At 66.1% G+C, this 14,063-nt stretch carries 14 protein-coding genes and 2 pseudogenes; 9 read left to right on the top strand and 7 right to left on the bottom strand.

Translation table 11 applies throughout. The annotated features are described in order from the left end of the window. Positions 1-100 precede the first annotated feature (100 nt). From B7Y64_RS06560 to B7Y64_RS06545, 4 genes and pseudogenes are all read right to left on the bottom strand, one after another. Positions 101-1,021: a catechol 1,2-dioxygenase gene (locus B7Y64_RS06560; RefSeq protein WP_291323833.1), complete on the bottom strand. Its 921-nt coding sequence runs from the start codon at positions 1,019-1,021 to the stop codon at positions 101-103. 47 nt (positions 1,022-1,068) lie between these two features. Next, a pseudogene (locus B7Y64_RS06555) lies at positions 1,069-2,018 on the bottom strand (tripartite tricarboxylate transporter substrate binding protein). A gap of 36 nt (positions 2,019-2,054) precedes the next feature. After that, positions 2,055-2,330 carry a muconolactone Delta-isomerase gene (gene catC, locus B7Y64_RS06550; protein WP_026435659.1) on the bottom strand — a complete coding sequence of 92 codons (276 nt, stop codon included), beginning with the start codon at positions 2,328-2,330 and terminating at the stop codon, positions 2,055-2,057. Positions 2,331-2,341: 11 nt separating this feature from the next. Next, positions 2,342-3,526 carry a muconate cycloisomerase family protein gene (locus B7Y64_RS06545; protein WP_291323830.1) on the bottom strand — a complete coding sequence of 395 codons (1,185 nt, stop codon included), beginning with the start codon at positions 3,524-3,526 and terminating at the stop codon, positions 2,342-2,344. 151 nt (positions 3,527-3,677) lie between these two features. Between B7Y64_RS06545 and cynR the strand changes: the two genes are divergently transcribed. Further along, on the top strand, positions 3,678-4,574 hold the full coding sequence (gene cynR, locus B7Y64_RS06540) for a transcriptional regulator CynR (protein WP_114654885.1): 897 nt from the start codon (positions 3,678-3,680) through the stop codon (positions 4,572-4,574). 194 nt (positions 4,575-4,768) lie between these two features. On the opposite strand, the gene nth is transcribed toward cynR, so the two are convergent. Beyond that, positions 4,769-5,416, bottom strand: coding sequence for an endonuclease III (gene nth, locus B7Y64_RS06535; protein WP_114654940.1), 648 nt, complete (start codon positions 5,414-5,416; stop codon positions 4,769-4,771). A gap of 117 nt (positions 5,417-5,533) precedes the next feature. Here nth and B7Y64_RS06530 point away from each other — a divergent pair, with 117 nt between their 5' ends. Further along, positions 5,534-6,724 carry a PLP-dependent aminotransferase family protein gene (locus B7Y64_RS06530; RefSeq protein WP_291323829.1) on the top strand — a complete coding sequence of 397 codons (1,191 nt, stop codon included), beginning with the start codon at positions 5,534-5,536 and terminating at the stop codon, positions 6,722-6,724. A gap of 9 nt (positions 6,725-6,733) precedes the next feature. On the opposite strand, the gene B7Y64_RS06525 is transcribed toward B7Y64_RS06530, so the two are convergent. Beyond that, complete coding sequence (locus tag B7Y64_RS06525) at positions 6,734-7,366, bottom strand: TetR/AcrR family transcriptional regulator (protein ID WP_291323828.1); 633 nt, start codon at positions 7,364-7,366, stop codon at positions 6,734-6,736. Between the two features lie 56 nt (positions 7,367-7,422). Between B7Y64_RS06525 and B7Y64_RS06520 the strand changes: the two genes are divergently transcribed. The 4 genes from B7Y64_RS06520 (at position 7,423) to B7Y64_RS06505 (ending at position 11,379) form a co-directional block, all read left to right on the top strand. Next, positions 7,423-9,543, top strand: coding sequence for an NADPH-dependent 2,4-dienoyl-CoA reductase (locus B7Y64_RS06520; protein WP_291323827.1), 2,121 nt, complete (start codon positions 7,423-7,425; stop codon positions 9,541-9,543). Positions 9,544-9,651: 108 nt separating this feature from the next. Next, on the top strand, positions 9,652-10,647 hold the full coding sequence (locus tag B7Y64_RS06515) for an aldo/keto reductase (protein ID WP_291328565.1): 996 nt from the start codon (positions 9,652-9,654) through the stop codon (positions 10,645-10,647). 44 nt (positions 10,648-10,691) lie between these two features. After that, positions 10,692-10,910 carry a SlyX family protein gene (locus B7Y64_RS06510; RefSeq protein WP_291325442.1) on the top strand — a complete coding sequence of 73 codons (219 nt, stop codon included), beginning with the start codon at positions 10,692-10,694 and terminating at the stop codon, positions 10,908-10,910. A gap of 115 nt (positions 10,911-11,025) precedes the next feature. Then, positions 11,026-11,379, top strand: a complete 354-nt coding sequence (locus B7Y64_RS06505; protein WP_291325441.1) for a DUF6172 family protein — start codon at positions 11,026-11,028, stop codon at positions 11,377-11,379. Here B7Y64_RS06505 and B7Y64_RS06500 read toward each other — a convergent pair whose 3' ends face one another. Then, positions 11,380-12,642 (bottom strand): DEAD/DEAH box helicase, encoded by a 1,263-nt coding sequence (locus B7Y64_RS06500; protein WP_291325440.1) that lies wholly within the window; start codon positions 12,640-12,642, stop codon positions 11,380-11,382. Between the two features lie 322 nt (positions 12,643-12,964). On the opposite strand from B7Y64_RS06500, the pseudogene B7Y64_RS06495 reads away from it, so the two are divergent. The 3 genes and pseudogenes from B7Y64_RS06495 (at position 12,965) to B7Y64_RS06485 (ending at position 13,988) form a co-directional block, all read left to right on the top strand. Continuing rightward, positions 12,965-13,364: pseudogene (locus B7Y64_RS06495) on the top strand (DUF2721 domain-containing protein). A 10-nt stretch (positions 13,365-13,374) separates the two neighbouring features. After that, positions 13,375-13,743, top strand: coding sequence for a translation initiation factor Sui1 (locus B7Y64_RS06490; protein WP_291325438.1), 369 nt, complete (start codon positions 13,375-13,377; stop codon positions 13,741-13,743). Between the two features lie 2 nt (positions 13,744-13,745). Continuing rightward, positions 13,746-13,988 (top strand): DUF3820 family protein, encoded by a 243-nt coding sequence (locus B7Y64_RS06485; protein ID WP_291328596.1) that lies wholly within the window; start codon positions 13,746-13,748, stop codon positions 13,986-13,988. Positions 13,989-14,063: the final 75 nt, after the last annotated feature.

Here is a 14,063-nt window from a genome sequence, read left to right as displayed (position 1 = left end):
GGCGCGGGTGCACGGGTGGCTGGGCCCATCCGGCGCAGACAGCCCAAAAAAATGCCGCCCACTTGCGGGGGCGGCATGCAGGGTGCGAACGCAGGGCCGTTCAGGCGGGGGTGGTTACGCGCTCCATGCGCGTGAGCGGCAGGGCTTCGTCCTCATTGGCCGCCTTTTGCATCACGAAGTTGAACCTGGAGCGGGCAAACGGCGCGCTGATGCCCAGCGACTCGTAGCCTGCAGGGGCCACGTTCTTCTCCAGTTCCACGATCAGGCCGTCGCGCGTGGCAAAGGCAAAGTCGTCGTCGATGTACGTGTCGCCAGGGATGTTGACCTGTGTGGTCAGCGTGCGCATGCCCGGGGCTGCCACCAGGAAGTGGATGTGCGCGGGGCGGTTGCCATGGCGGCCCAGGGCCTCGAACAACTCCGATGTGGGGCTGTTGGGGGGAATGGCGTAACCCGGTGGCAGGAACGAGCGAAAGCGGTACTGGCCCTTTGCATCCGTCTCGATGCGGCGGCGCAGCTCGTACGGCTTCATGCCGGGAAAGAAGTGCGAATAGCCGCCCTGTTCGTTGGCGTGCCACACGTCTACCGAGGCGTGCGGCACAGGCTGGCCGTTCAGGTCGAGCACCTGGCCTTCCATCACGAACACTTCGCCCTTGGGCTCGCCCTCGTCCAGGCGCACTTCGACCTGGGACATCGGAGCCCCCGCCACGAACAGCGGGCCTTCGATGGCGCGCGGCGTGCCGCCCGTGCGGCCGGCCTTGGCGTCGGCTTCGTCGGCGCGGATGTCGAGCAGGCGGTCAAAACCGAGGCCCGCGGTGATCAGGCCCGTCTGGCCAGCGGCGCCCAGGCGCGTGAGCCAGCCGGCGGCGGCCCAGAACTCGTCGGGCGACACATCCAGTTCGTCGATGGTCTTGAACAGATCGGTGACGATGCGCTCGGTGAGCTGGCGCACGCGTGCGTTGCCGGGTGCGATCTTCCTGGTGTTGACCAGTTCCAGCAGTTGGGCTTGGGTGAGTTCGGACATGGGATGTCTCCTCGGTGGGATGGGGTGGAATGTGAAGGCAGGTGAAATCAGTCGAGCTTGATGCCGCGCTCGGTGATCAGCTTGGTCCAGCGATCGGATTCGCGGGCCAGGTGCTTGGCCAGCTCGTCGGGGGTGGAGCCCACGGGCTCGGCGCCGATGGATTCAAAGCGCTTGACCACCTCGGGATCTTTCATGGCGTCCAGTTGGGCGTGGATGCCGGCATGAACACGGCAAACCATGGCGAAACCTCGTAGCCCGGAACGCCTGTCTCGGCCAGCGTGGGCACGTTGGGCAGGGTGCTGGAGCGTTTGGCCGTGGTCACGCCCAGTGCGCGCAGCTTGCCCGACTCGATGTGCGGGCGTGCCGAGGTGATGCTGTCAAACATGTAGTTGACCTGTCCGCCCAGCAGGTCGGACACGGCCGGGCCGCTGCCCTTGTAGGGGATGTGCAGCATCTCGACCTGTGCCAGCGAGGTGAATACTTCGCCCGCCAGGTGGATGGAGGTGCCGTTGCCGGCCGACGCATAGGTGAGCTTGCCGGGCGCCTTGCGGGCGGCGGCAATCACGTCCCGGGCGGTCTTCACATCGGGCTGGGTGGCGTTGGTGACCAGCACATTGGGCACCACGGCCAGCAGGCTCACGGGCGCAAAGTCCTTCACCGGGTCGTAGTTGAGCTTGCCGTACAGGGGCTTGTTGGTGGCCATGCCGATCGACGTGATCATCATCGTGTCGCCGTCGCCCGGCTGTTTGGCCACGAAGTCCGCACCAATGTTGCCGCCAGCGCCCGGCTTGTTTTCAATCACGAAGGGCTGGCCCAGCGACTTGGCGGCCTTTTCGCCCAGCGTGCGTGCGATGGCGTCCATGGCGCCGCCGGGCGGGAAGGGCACCACCCAGCGGATGGGCTTGTTGGGCCAGTCGGCAGCCGCAGCTTGTGCGTGGGCAGTGATACCGAGGCCGGCCAGGGCCAGCAAGGCCAGCAGATTGCGTTTGGAGTGCATGGTGTTTGTCTCGTGGGTTTTGTGGTGAGAGGTGGCTCAGATGGCCGAGGGATGCTGCGCCAGCGGGGTGACGGAGATCTTCATGAACGGGAACAGCGGCAGGCCTTGCAGCAGCTGGTGCAGTTCGTCGTTCGACGCCACATCAAAGATGCTGTAGTTGGCGTATTCGCCCACCACGCGCCAGATGCTCTTCCAGCGGCCGTCGCGCTGCAGGTCTTGCGAATAGGCCTTCTCGCGCGCCTTGATCTCGTTGGCTTCTTCCACGGGCAGGTCGCGCGGGATGTTCACGTCCATACGTACCAGAAACAGCATCGGTGTTCTCCTTAAACGGGGGTGGGGGTGTGTGCGGCCATGTCCACGTGCACGGCGGTGAGGCCCTGGCGGGCGCGGTCAAAGCGTTCAAGTTGCGCCAGCGAAACCTCGACACCAAAGCCGGGGCCGTCGGGCAGTTGCAGCTCGAAGTCGACGATGGGCATCTGGGATTCGACGATGTCGTCCACCAGCAGTTGCGGGCCGAACAGCTCGCAGCCATGGTGCGCGCTGCCCAGCGTGGCAAACACATGCGCCGATGCAGCGCTGCCCAGCGAGGTCTCCAGCATGGTGCCGCCGTACCAGCCGATGTCGGCGGCCTCGGCAATGGCGGCCACCTTGCGCGTGCGCACCAGGCCGCCGTGCTTGGCCACCTTGAGCGAGAACACATGGCTGGCTTTTTCGCGCGCCAGCATCATGGCGTCCTGCGGGGTGCAGACGGTTTCGTCGGCCATGATGAGCGCGCCATCGAGCGTGGCCGTGAGGCTCTTGAGCGCCTCCACGTTCCACTGCGCCACGGGCTGCTCGATCAGCGTCACGCCGGCCTCGACCAGTTGCGGCAGGTAGCGGCGTGCGGTGTTGCCGTCCCAGGCTTGGTTCACGTCCACGGTGAGCTTGGCCTTGCCCTGCAGGCCGCGCGCGATCTGCGACACATGGGCCACATCGTCCTGCGGCGCGCGCGCGCCGATTTTCATCTTGAAGATGTGGTGGCGTTTTTGTTCCAGGCGCAGGTGGGCTTCCTGCAGGTCGCGATCAACATCGCCGCTGGCCAGCGTCCAGGCCAGGGGCAGGCTCTGGTGCACCTTGCCGCCCAGCAATTGCCAGGCGGGCAGGGCGAGAGTGCGGGCCACGGCGTCGATCAGCGCCATCTCCACGGCGCTCTTGGCAAAGGCGTTGCCCTTGCAGGCCTTGTCCATGCGCGCCAGGGCGGCCTCAAAGCCGCCCGCGTTCTGGCCGACGAGGGCCGGGGCCAGGTAGTTTTGAATGGCGTGCAGGATGCTCTCGGGCGATTCTTCGTTCCACGAGGGGCCGCCGATGGTGGCGGCCTCGCCAAAGCCGGTGGCGCCGTCCTTGAGCCACACCTGAACGATGACTGGACTTTGGCGGCTGATGGAGCCAAACGAGAGCTTGTGCGGGCGGATCGTGGGAATGTCCAGAATCCGCGCCTGCATGCGTTCGATGGTGAAGCGGCTATGCATCGATGTGTACCTTGTTGGTTGGGCCGGGGCAACTCGCTGGCCCATCAGGGAGTCAGAAAAAAGGCAAGATTAGATTTAATCCGTGTGACGTTCCAATGATTTATTTGCGACTTATCATTCGATTTTGTCGAACGAATAAGGGGTGTCTTTGATGGAGATACGGCAGCTTCGCTACTTCCTGGACATCGCCCAGACCGAGCACCTCACCCAGTCTGCGCAGAACCTGTTTGTCACCCAGTCCACCTTGTCGCATGGTCTGCGCCAGCTGGAGCAGGAACTGGAGATTCAGCTCTTTGACCGGCTCGGACGGGGTCTGCGGCTGTCGCAGGCGGGGGCGGCGTTTCGCGTGCATGCCGCCCGCGCCTTGCAGGAGATCGAGGCCGGACGCATGGCGCTGGCTGACATGACGGGGTTGCAGTCGGGCACGCTCACCGTGGGCGTCATTCCCACCTTTTTGCACACCCTGGTGCCGGCCACGGTGGCGGCCTTCAGCATGGCGTATCCCAGGGTGAACATCGTGGTGCGCGACCTGCGCGCCGGGCCCATCGAGGAGCAGCTGGTAGAGGGCTTGCTGGACGTGGGCATTGCCTTTCACCCCACGCAGCGTGAGGAGATCGAGACCGAACCCCTGTTCGAGGAGCGCATGCAGCTGGTGGTGAACCGCGCCCACCCGCTGGCGCGCCGCCGCAGCCTGGCGCTCAAGGGCCTGGCGCAAGTGCCCCTGGCCATGCTGCCGCGCGCTTTTGCCACGCGCCGCCTGATTGACGACAGCCTGCGCGAGGCCGGCGTGCAGCCCTGGGTGCGGGTGGAGATGGAGTCGGTGGAGGGCCTGATCGACGTGTGCCGCTGGGGGGAGCTGGCCTGCATCGTGCCCGAACGCGCCGCGCGCCAGGCGCCAGACATGCAGGCCATCCAGCTGCATTCGCCGCAGATGGTGCGCCACGCCGGCATCTTGTGGCGCCGTGGCGCCTCACGCAGCCGCGCTGCCGTGGAGTTTGCGGCCTTGCTGCGGCCAGAGCATCGGATGCCCGGCGGGCCTGTGCGCTGAGGTGTGGCACAGGCACGCGCCATGCTCACGCTGGCGCTGGCACGGTGTCATTCAGAAATATGAGCCAAATATGCCTCTAGCGCTTATGTATAAAGCGCTAACAGCTATATTATTTGTAGCACTTTCGCCACTGCGAAAGATGCAGGCAAAAGTGCGCCATTTGCCCGCTGCCCGCGCTGCGGTGCCCTGGCCCATCAGGGACGTGGCGGTGCAGGCGTCTTGGGCTGAAAGTCGCAATACGGCGCCACCAGGCATTCCCAGCAGCGTGGCTTGCGTGCCTGGCACACATAGCGGCCCAGCAGGATGAGCCAGTGGTGCGAATCGACGGCGTAGGCGGGGGGCACGCGTTTCATCAGCTGCACCTCCACTGCCAGCGGGTTTTTGCCGGGCGCCAGGCCCGTGCGGTTGCTCACGCGAAAGATGTGGGTGTCCACCGCCATGGTGGGCTCGCCGAACGCCACGTTGAGCACCACGTTGGCCGTCTTGCGGCCCACACCGGGCAGGGCTTCGAGCGCCTCGCGCGTGCGGGGCACCTGGCCGCCGTGTTGCTCCACCAGGATGCGGCAGGTCTGCAGCAGGTGGCGCGCCTTGCTTTTGTAGAGGCCGATGGTCTTGATGTAGCCCTCCAGGCCGCCCTGCCCCAGATCCATGATGGCCTGCGGCGTGCCTGCCACCGGAAACAGCTTGCGCGTGGCCTTGTTCACGCCCACATCGGTGGCCTGCGCGCTTAGCAGCACGGCGGCCAGCAGCTCGAACACCGTGGTGTATTCAAGTTCGGTGTTGGGCAGCGGGTTGGCCGCCTTCAGTGTGGCAAAAAAGGGTTCGATCTGCGCGGTTTTCATGGCGGGCAGTGTAGGGCGCGGGCGCGGCATGTTTGCGGGTCGCCGTCGGCAAAGCCGCAATTGGCGGCTGCCGATTGGCGACAATGCGCTATTGCCCGTCCACTGAAAGCACCGTCCATGCAATTTGCCGACCGCCTGAACAACGTAGAAACCTCCGCCATCCGCGAACTCTTCAAGCTGCTGGGCAAGCCCGGCATCATCAGCTTTGCGGGCGGCTTTCCCGACAGCGCCATGTTCGACGTGGAAGGCATCCGTGCTGCGAGCAACGCCGCCCTCGCTGAAGAACCCGGCGCTGCGCTGCAATACGGCGCGACCGAAGGCTACAACCCGCTGCGCGAACAACTGGCGGCCTTCATGACCAGCAAGGGTGCCAAAGAGGTAGCTGCCGACAACCTGATCGTCACCACCGGCAGCCAGCAGGCGCTCGATTTGCTGGGCAAGACGCTCATCAGCCCCGGCGACAAGGTCATTGTGGAAGGCCCCACCTTCCTGGCCACCATCCAGTGCTTTCGCCTGTATGGCGCCGAACTCATCAGTGCCCCCATCGACGGCAACGGCGTGAAAACCGATGAGCTGGAAAAGCTGATCGCCGAGCACAAGCCCAAGTTCGTCTACCTGATCCCCACCTTCGGCAACCCCAGCGGCGCCATGCTGAGCCTCGCGCGCCGCAAGCAGGTGCTGGAGATGGCCGTCAAGCACAACACCTTGATCGTCGAGGACGACCCCTACGGCGACCTGTACTTTGGCGACGCCCCGCCGCCCAGCCTGCTGAACCTGTCGGCCACTGTGCCCGGCAGCCGAGAGCTGCTGGTGCACTGCGGCAGTTTGAGCAAGGTGCTGTCGCCCGGCCTGCGCGTGGGCTGGATGATTGCCCCGGCCGAGCTGCTGGGCAAGGCCACCATGTGCAAGCAGTTCAGCGACGCGCACACCAGCACCTTTGCCCAGGCCACGGCCGCGCAGTACCTCAAGGCCGGCCGCATGCCCGCCAGGCTGGCCAACGTGCGCAAGGTGTATGCAGAGCGCGCCCAGGCCATGGGCGATGCGCTGCGCAAGGAGCTGGGCGACGCCATCGAGTTCGTGCAGCCCCAGGGCGGCCTGTTTGTGTGGGCGCGCCTCACGGGTGCGGGCGGCAAGGTGGCTGACGGCAACGTGCTGGCCAAGCGCGCGATTGAAAAGGGCGTGGCCTTTGTGCCGGGCACGCCGTTCTTTTGTGCCAACCCCGACCACGCCACCTTCCGCCTGTCGTTCGCCACAGCCGATGCCGACAAGATCCGCGAAGGCGTGGCCCGCCTCGCCCAGGCGTTGTAAACGGTTTCTTTACGCCCGCACCGACCGCCATGCGGCGGCTGCCAGTTCTTGCCGGTAGAGCACGGGCGAGGTCAGGGCGTTCGGGCCCTCCTGGCCCGACAGCCAGGCCCGGCAATAGCTTTGCACCGGGCCCATCACCAACGAAGGCATCAGCTCACAGGGCAGGTTGCGCACCGCGCCCGCCTGGCGGTGCGGCTCGAACCATGCCACCAGGGCCTGGTTGCGGCGGCTGGCAGCCTGGGCCAGATCGGGCGTGCGCGGGCCTGCCGCCACGGCGCTGCGCGCCTGGAATAAAAAGCGCGCCCGCTCGGGTTGCGCCACTACCCAGTCCAGATAGCCCGTGACCAGGGCGCGCACGCCTGCTTCCACACCATGCGCGGCATCAAGCTGCGCCTGCACGCGGCTCGACTGGTCGTGAAAGATGTCGAAGAACAGCGCCGCCACGATGCCGTCCTTGTTGCCGAAGTGGTGGTAGATGCTGCCCACGCTGGCCCCGCAGCGGGCCCGCACGCCGTCGATGGAGACGGCATCCACCCCGCCATCCACCGCGCAGGCCAGCGCGGCATTCAGGATGTCCTGGCGGCGGTCGGTGGTTGCTTCGGAGGGCGGGGCGGACAGGGTAGGGGTGATACGGCTTGCCATGGAACGGGATTCTAGAATAAAGTTCTAGAAAAACCTTCTACTCATCACGTTAAGCCATGCATTCCTCCGCCACCGCCACCGCCACGCCCGCAACTTCCGCCCCCACGCCGCCCGCACCCGGCGCCACCCTGTACCCGCATCTGCTTGCCCCGCTGGACTTGGGCTTCACCACCATCAAAAATCGTGTGCTCATGGGCTCCATGCACACGGGGCTGGAGGATGGGCGCGACCTCTCGCGCATGGCGGCGTACTTCCGCGAGCGGGCCGAGGGCGATGTGGGCCTGATCGTGACCGGCGGCTTTGCGCCCAACATCGCGGGCTGGGCCAAACCGTTTGCGGGCACGCTGGCTACATCGGGTGCTGCCAAACGCCACCGGGTGGTGACCGACGCAGTGCACGGTGCGGGCGGCAAGATCGCGCTGCAGATCCTGCACACGGGCCGCTATGCCTACCACCCGCTGGCGGTGGCCCCGTCGCGCCTGCAGTCGCCGATTTCACCCTTCACGCCGTTCGCGCTGTCTGCACGCGGGGTGGAGCGCCAGATCCGCGCGTTCGTGAACTGCGCCGTGAAGGCGCGCGAGGCAGGCTACGACGGCGTGGAGGTGATGGGCTCCGAGGGCTACTTCATCAACCAGTTTCTCTCGCAAGCCACCAATCTGCGCACCGACGCCTGGGGCGGCGACTACAGCCACCGCATGCGCCTTCCGGTCGAAATCCTCGCGCGCATGCGTGAGGCCGTGGGGCCGGACTTCATCATCATCTACCGCCTGTCGATGATCGACCTGGTGCCGGGCGGCAGCGCCTGGGACGAGATCGTCACCCTGGGCAAGGCGGTGGCCACGGGCGGGGCAAACATCGTCAACACCGGCATCGGCTGGCACGAGGCGCGTGTGCCCACCATTGCCACCAGCGTGCCGCGCGCGGCGTTCGCCTGGGTCACGCAAAAGATGAAGGCCGAGTTTGCGGCGGCGGGCATCGCCACGCCGCTGGTCACGTCCAACCGCATCAACACGCCCGAAGTGGCCGAGCAGGTGCTGGCCGATGGCTGCGCCGACATGGTGTCGATGGCGCGGCCGCTGCTGGCCGATGCGGCGTTTGTGAAGAAGGCCGCGCAGGGCCGGGCCGACCGCATCAACACCTGCATTGCCTGCAACCAGGCCTGTCTGGACCATGTGTTTCAGAACAAGACCAGCAGTTGCCTGGTGAACCCGCGCGCCTGCCACGAGACCGAGCTGGTCTATCGGCCGGTCACCGCGCCTTCATCGCGCAAGCGCATTGCCGTGGTCGGCGCAGGGCCCGCAGGCCTGACCGCTGCCACGGTGGCGGCCGAGCGCGGGCATGAGGTGCACTTGTTCGATGCCGCAGCGGCCATCGGTGGTCAGCTCAACATGGCCAAGGTGGTGCCGGGCAAGGAAGAATTCCACGAAATGCTGCGCTATCTGGCCACGCGGGTGCAAGACACCGGTGTGCACCTGCACCTGAACCAGCGCGTGCAGGCCAATGACCTGGCGGGCTATGACGAGGTGGTGATCGCCACCGGCGTGGAGCCACGCGACCCGAAGATTCCCGGCCAGGATCACCCCAAGGTGCTGAGCTACATCGACGTGCTGCGCCACGGCAAGCCCGTGGGCCAGCGCGTGGCCGTTATTGGCGCGGGGGGCATCGGCTTCGACGTGGCCGAGTATCTGGTGCACGGCAACCACCCTTCCACCACGCTCGATCTGCCCGCCTGGAAGGCGGAGTGGGGTATCACCGACCCCGCCGAGGCGCGCGGTGGTCTGGCCACAGCGGGCCCGCATGTCACGCCCCCTGCGCGCCATGTGACGCTGCTGCAGCGCAAGAAGGGCAAGCTGGGTGCCGGGTTGGGCAAGACCACGGGCTGGATCCACCGCACCACGCTCAAGATGAAAGCGGTGCAGATGGTGGGCGGCGTGAACTATGAGCGCATTGCCGATGAGGGGTTGCTTGTCTCCTACGGCGACAAGCGCGAGAACCCCACCTGGATCCCCTGCGACACCGTGGTGCTCTGCGCGGGGCAGGTGCCGCTGTTCAGTCTGGCGCAGGAGTTGGAGGCTGCAGGGCGCAAGCCCTATCGGATTGGCGGCGCGCTGGAGGCAGGCGAGCTCGATGCCAAGCGCGCCATCGACCAGGCGGCGCGGCTGGCGGCGCGGCTGTAACGCAAAGCGGTGGTGCGGCACCTGCCGCAGTACCATGCGCTGCCAGTCTGGGTATCGGGTGCCGGGCTGGTGCTTTCCGCGCATTCACCCGCACTCCAGGCCCGTTCCATGCAATACCGCAACCTTGGCAAAAGCAATCTCCAGGTCTCCCGTCTGTGCCTGGGCACCATGATGTTTGGTGACCAGACCCCGCGTGAAGAGGCCGCCGCCATCGTGGCCGATGCCCATGCCCAAGGGGTGAACTACATCGACACGGCCGATGTGTACACCAAGGGCGCTTCTGAAACCATGGTGGGCGAATTGCTGCGCGGCCAGCGCCACCACTGGGTGCTGGCGACGAAGCTCGGCAACCCGATGTCGGACCGCGTGAACGAGGCGCACTATTCGCGCAGCTGGATGCTGCGCGAGGTCGAGGCGAGCCTCGGGCGGCTGCAGACCGACCATGTGGACATTCTTTATCTGCATCGCGACTACAACGGCATGAACCTGGAGGAGCCCCTGCGGGCGCTTGATGCCATGCTGCGCGCGGGCAAGATCCGCTACTGGGGCGTTTCCAATTTTCGGGGCTGGCGCATCACGGAGCTGGTGCACCTGGCCCGGCAGATGGGCATGCCCGGGCCCGTGGTTTGCCAGCCTTATTACAACCTGCTCAATCGCATGCCCGAGGTCGAGATATTGCCGGCCTGCGCCCACCATGGCGTGGGGATCACTTCTTACAGTCCCGTGGCCCGGGGCGTGCTCACGGGCAAATACCTGCCTGGTCAGCCACCGGCGGAGGGCTCGCGCGCCGCCCGGGGTGACAGGCGCATTGCGCAGACCGAGTGGCGCGCAGAGTCGCTGGAGATTGCCCAGACCCTGCACAAGCAGGTGCGCGAGCGGGGCGTGACGTTGGCCCAGTTTGCCACGGCCTGGGTGCTGGCCCATCGGGCGGTGGATTCGGTGATTGCCGGGCCCCGAACGCTCGCGCAGTGGCAAGACTACGCGCCCGCGCTTGGCTACGCCCTGACCGAAGAAGACGAGGCGCTGGTGGACTCTCTGGTGGCACCGGGCCATCCGTCCACGCCGGGATACACCGATCCGGCCTATCCGCTGGATGGGCGATAGGCTGCATTGCGCCCACGGACCGCCGATTGGGTTCCAATAGCGCCATGCAAGATTCCTCCACCACCGTGCACCGCCTGAATGATCTGGAGATCAAGGCCAGCTACACCGAAGATCTGCTTGATCAGCTGAACCTGGCCGTGTATCGCCAGCAGCAGCAGATTGACGACCTCACCCGTGAACTGCTGCGCTTGCGTCAGCAGCTTCCAGAGGCGGGCGGCGGCGCCCCGCGCAACCTGCGCGACGAGCTGCCGCCCCACTATTGATGGAGGGGCCGGGCGGGCTGCCCCGCGGTGGTCCGCAGGCATTGAAAGCCGTGTGCAGCGCGGCGTGGAGTCCTTGGCCGGGGTGGTGCCACTGCCGCAGGCGGTACGATCACCCATGAAGAAAACTTTCCAGCTCCACATTGAAGGCAAGAACCGCGACCGCGTTCTGGATGCCGTCAAGCATGAAATCCGCAAATACATCAAGCGTGAGCGCGGCCGCCCCGTGCCCGCCGGGGCAGATTTTTGGGATTTCGACTGCAAGTTCGGCAGCACGGCCGAAACCGCCGAAGTGGCGCACCTTGCTGCCCTGATCGGCCTGATTGACGGCGTGGCCCGGGAAGGCGGTGCGCAGTTTTATGTCGAAATTCTGGCCAAGGGCGGGCATCGCCAGGCCCGTCCTGCCAAGGTGGCCGAAAAAGGCGAGGGCGGCGACACCTTCGACGTCAGCAACGTCAAAGACGCCGACTGATCACACGCCATCCGGGCCTGTTGCGGCTTGTGCAGCAGCGGCTGCGGCGCGCAGCTTGTCCTTCTTGCTGGGCCGCTTTCCCTTGATTCCGCCAGTGCCCTCTGATGTGCCTTCGGGCGGCAGTTCGGTGGGCTCGAAGCCGGGGATTTGTTCGCGCGGCAGAGTGAGGTGCTGGCGTTTCTCGATCAGTCGGAAATGGGCCTCGGCATCGGCTGTCACAAAGCTCACGGCCACGCCGCTTTCGCCCGCGCGGCCCGTGCGGCCAATGCGGTGCACATAGTCCACCGCAGACCGGGGCAAATCGTAGTTCACCACCGCAGGCAGCTGGGCAATGTCGATGCCGCGCGCGGCCAGGTCGGTGGTCACCACCACCTGCCAGCGCTCGTCCTTGAACTCTTGCAGCACCTGCTTGCGTGCGCCCTGGCTCAGGCCGCCGTGGAAGGGCGTGGCAAAAATGCCGGCCTTGTAGAGCTTCTCGGCCACATGCTCGGCGGCATATTGCGTGGCCACGAACACCAGCACGCGGCTCCATTCGTTCTCCTGCACCAGGTGGCGCAGCAGTTGCGTGCGGCGGCTGGCATCTACCGCAATGGCGCGCTGCACGATGCACGGTTCGTTCGCAGGGGTGTCGGCCACGGCCACGCGCACGGGGTCGTTCAGCAGGCCGTCGGCCAGCGTTTGCACGCCCGCAGGGAAGGTGGCCGAAAAGAACAGGTTCTGGCGCCGGGCTGGCAGCAGCGCCAGGGTGCGCTGCAGTTCCTCGGCAAACCCCAGGTCCAGCAGGCGGTCGGCTTCGTCCAGCACCAGCAGGTTCACGCTGGCAAGCTGCAGCGCGTTGTGGTCCACCAGATCGAGCAGGCGTCCCGGCGTGGCGACCACCACGTCGGCGCCACCGCGCAAGCCCATCATCTGGGGGTTGATGGAAACGCCGCCAAACACAACGGCCACTTTCACTGGCTGGGGCAGGTGCTGGGCCAGGCTGCGCACCACCTCGCCGACCTGGGCCGCCAGCTCGCGCGTGGGCACCAGAACCAGCGCGCGCACCTGCCGTGGCGTCGGGGTGGCTCCGGCTTGCAGCCGTTGCAGCAGGGGCAGGGCAAAGGCCGCCGTTTTGCCCGAACCCGTCTGGGCCGAGCCCACGACATCGGCGCCGCGCAGGATGGCCGGAATGGCCTCTGTCTGGATAGGCGTGGGCGCGACAAAGCCCATGGCAGTGGCAGCCTGAACAAGGGCGGGAGAGAGACCGAGGGCAGAAAATGGCATGGCGTAAGACAAATAAATTCAGGCCACGAACCCGGCGCCAGCGCGCAACGGATCATGGTGGGCAAGGAGAACTGTGCGCCCCATCGTGGGCCACAGGCACAGCGGTTGGCGTGCGGCATTGTTCACTGCGTGGCTGCTTGCGGATGGCCCCACACTGTGCAACCCGCAAAAAACCGGCTGTGAGTGCGATGACAGGGTGGGCAGTGCCTATGGCGCAGAGCGCTGCACCGCGTCGTCTATGGGCGTGCATTGTGCGCCACCTGCGGCGGTGGCGATAATCGCAACCCGTCCGCGCCGCGCGCCGCAATGCCTTCTCGACACCATGAACCTTGCCCTTGATTCATCCACCATCACCCACAGCATCCAGCTGGCGGTGGCTCCGGTGTTCGGCCGATTTTCTGCAGCGCGCTGTGCTGGAGCTGGGTTACCTGCGCACCCGTGGGCGCATGGCCAATGGCTGCATTGGCCTGCTCACGCTGTGCGGGTTTCTGATTGGGGTGACCATCATCCTGCTGTTTCTTGGAGAGACCACCGACTTTCGCGGCCACACTTTGGCACTGGGAAGCTTTTTGAGCGGCGTTCTGTCGTTCCTGCTGGCGCTGGTGCTCTTTTTTGTGGAAACGGTGATGGCCACGCGCATCCTCAATTTCCACATGCTGCGCGCCCCGGTGCCTGCACCTGCCCCGGCGCCAACGCCTACACCTGCCACCCCCCAGCCCTGAGGCCCGCACCATGAAATCCTTGCGTGATCTGGCAGGCCTGGGCGGCCTCGTGTATTCCACCGACCATGGGCGCATGTGCCCCGACTGCCGGCAGCCGCAGGCTCAGTGCGTGTGCAAGGCAGCATCGGTGCCAGCGGGCGACGGCATCGTGCGCGTTTCGCGCGAAACCAAGGGACGTGGCGGCAAGGCCGTGACGGTGGTGAAGGGCGTGGCGCTGGATGCCGACGCGCTGGCCGGACTGGGCAAGCAGCTCAAGACCGGGTGCGGAAGCGGCGGCACCGTCAAGGACGGCGTGATCGAGGTGCAGGGTGACCATGTGGACCGTGTGGTGGAGACGCTGAAAAAGCTCGGCCACCAGGTCAAGCGCGCGGGGGGCTGATGATGGACCCCAGCCAGCTGCAGCGCCTGGTCACGGTGTCCATGCCGTATGGCAAATACAAGGGCCGCTTGCTGGCCGACCTGCCCGGCAACTACCTCAACTGGTTTGCCCGCGAGGGCTTTCCGCGCAGCGATCTGGGGCGTTTGCTGGCGCTCATGCACGAGATCGACCACAACGGCCTTTCGCAGCTGCTCGAACCCCTGCGCTCTGCCGCCGGGCTGCCCCCACGCGCGCAGGACGACTGAGGCACGCCCCGAAGGAGCCTTCGAGGCGGCTCGTGCTCAAAACACCGGTCAGCGGGCTCTGGCGGCGCAATTTTG

The sequence above is a fragment of the Acidovorax sp. 35-64-16 genome (assembly GCF_002281195.1).
In the GTDB taxonomy this organism is placed as follows: domain Bacteria; phylum Pseudomonadota; class Gammaproteobacteria; order Burkholderiales; family Burkholderiaceae_C; genus Acidovorax; species Acidovorax defluvii.
Note: the sequence above shows the minus strand (reverse complement) of the source record. Positions and strands in the feature narration are given on the sequence as shown.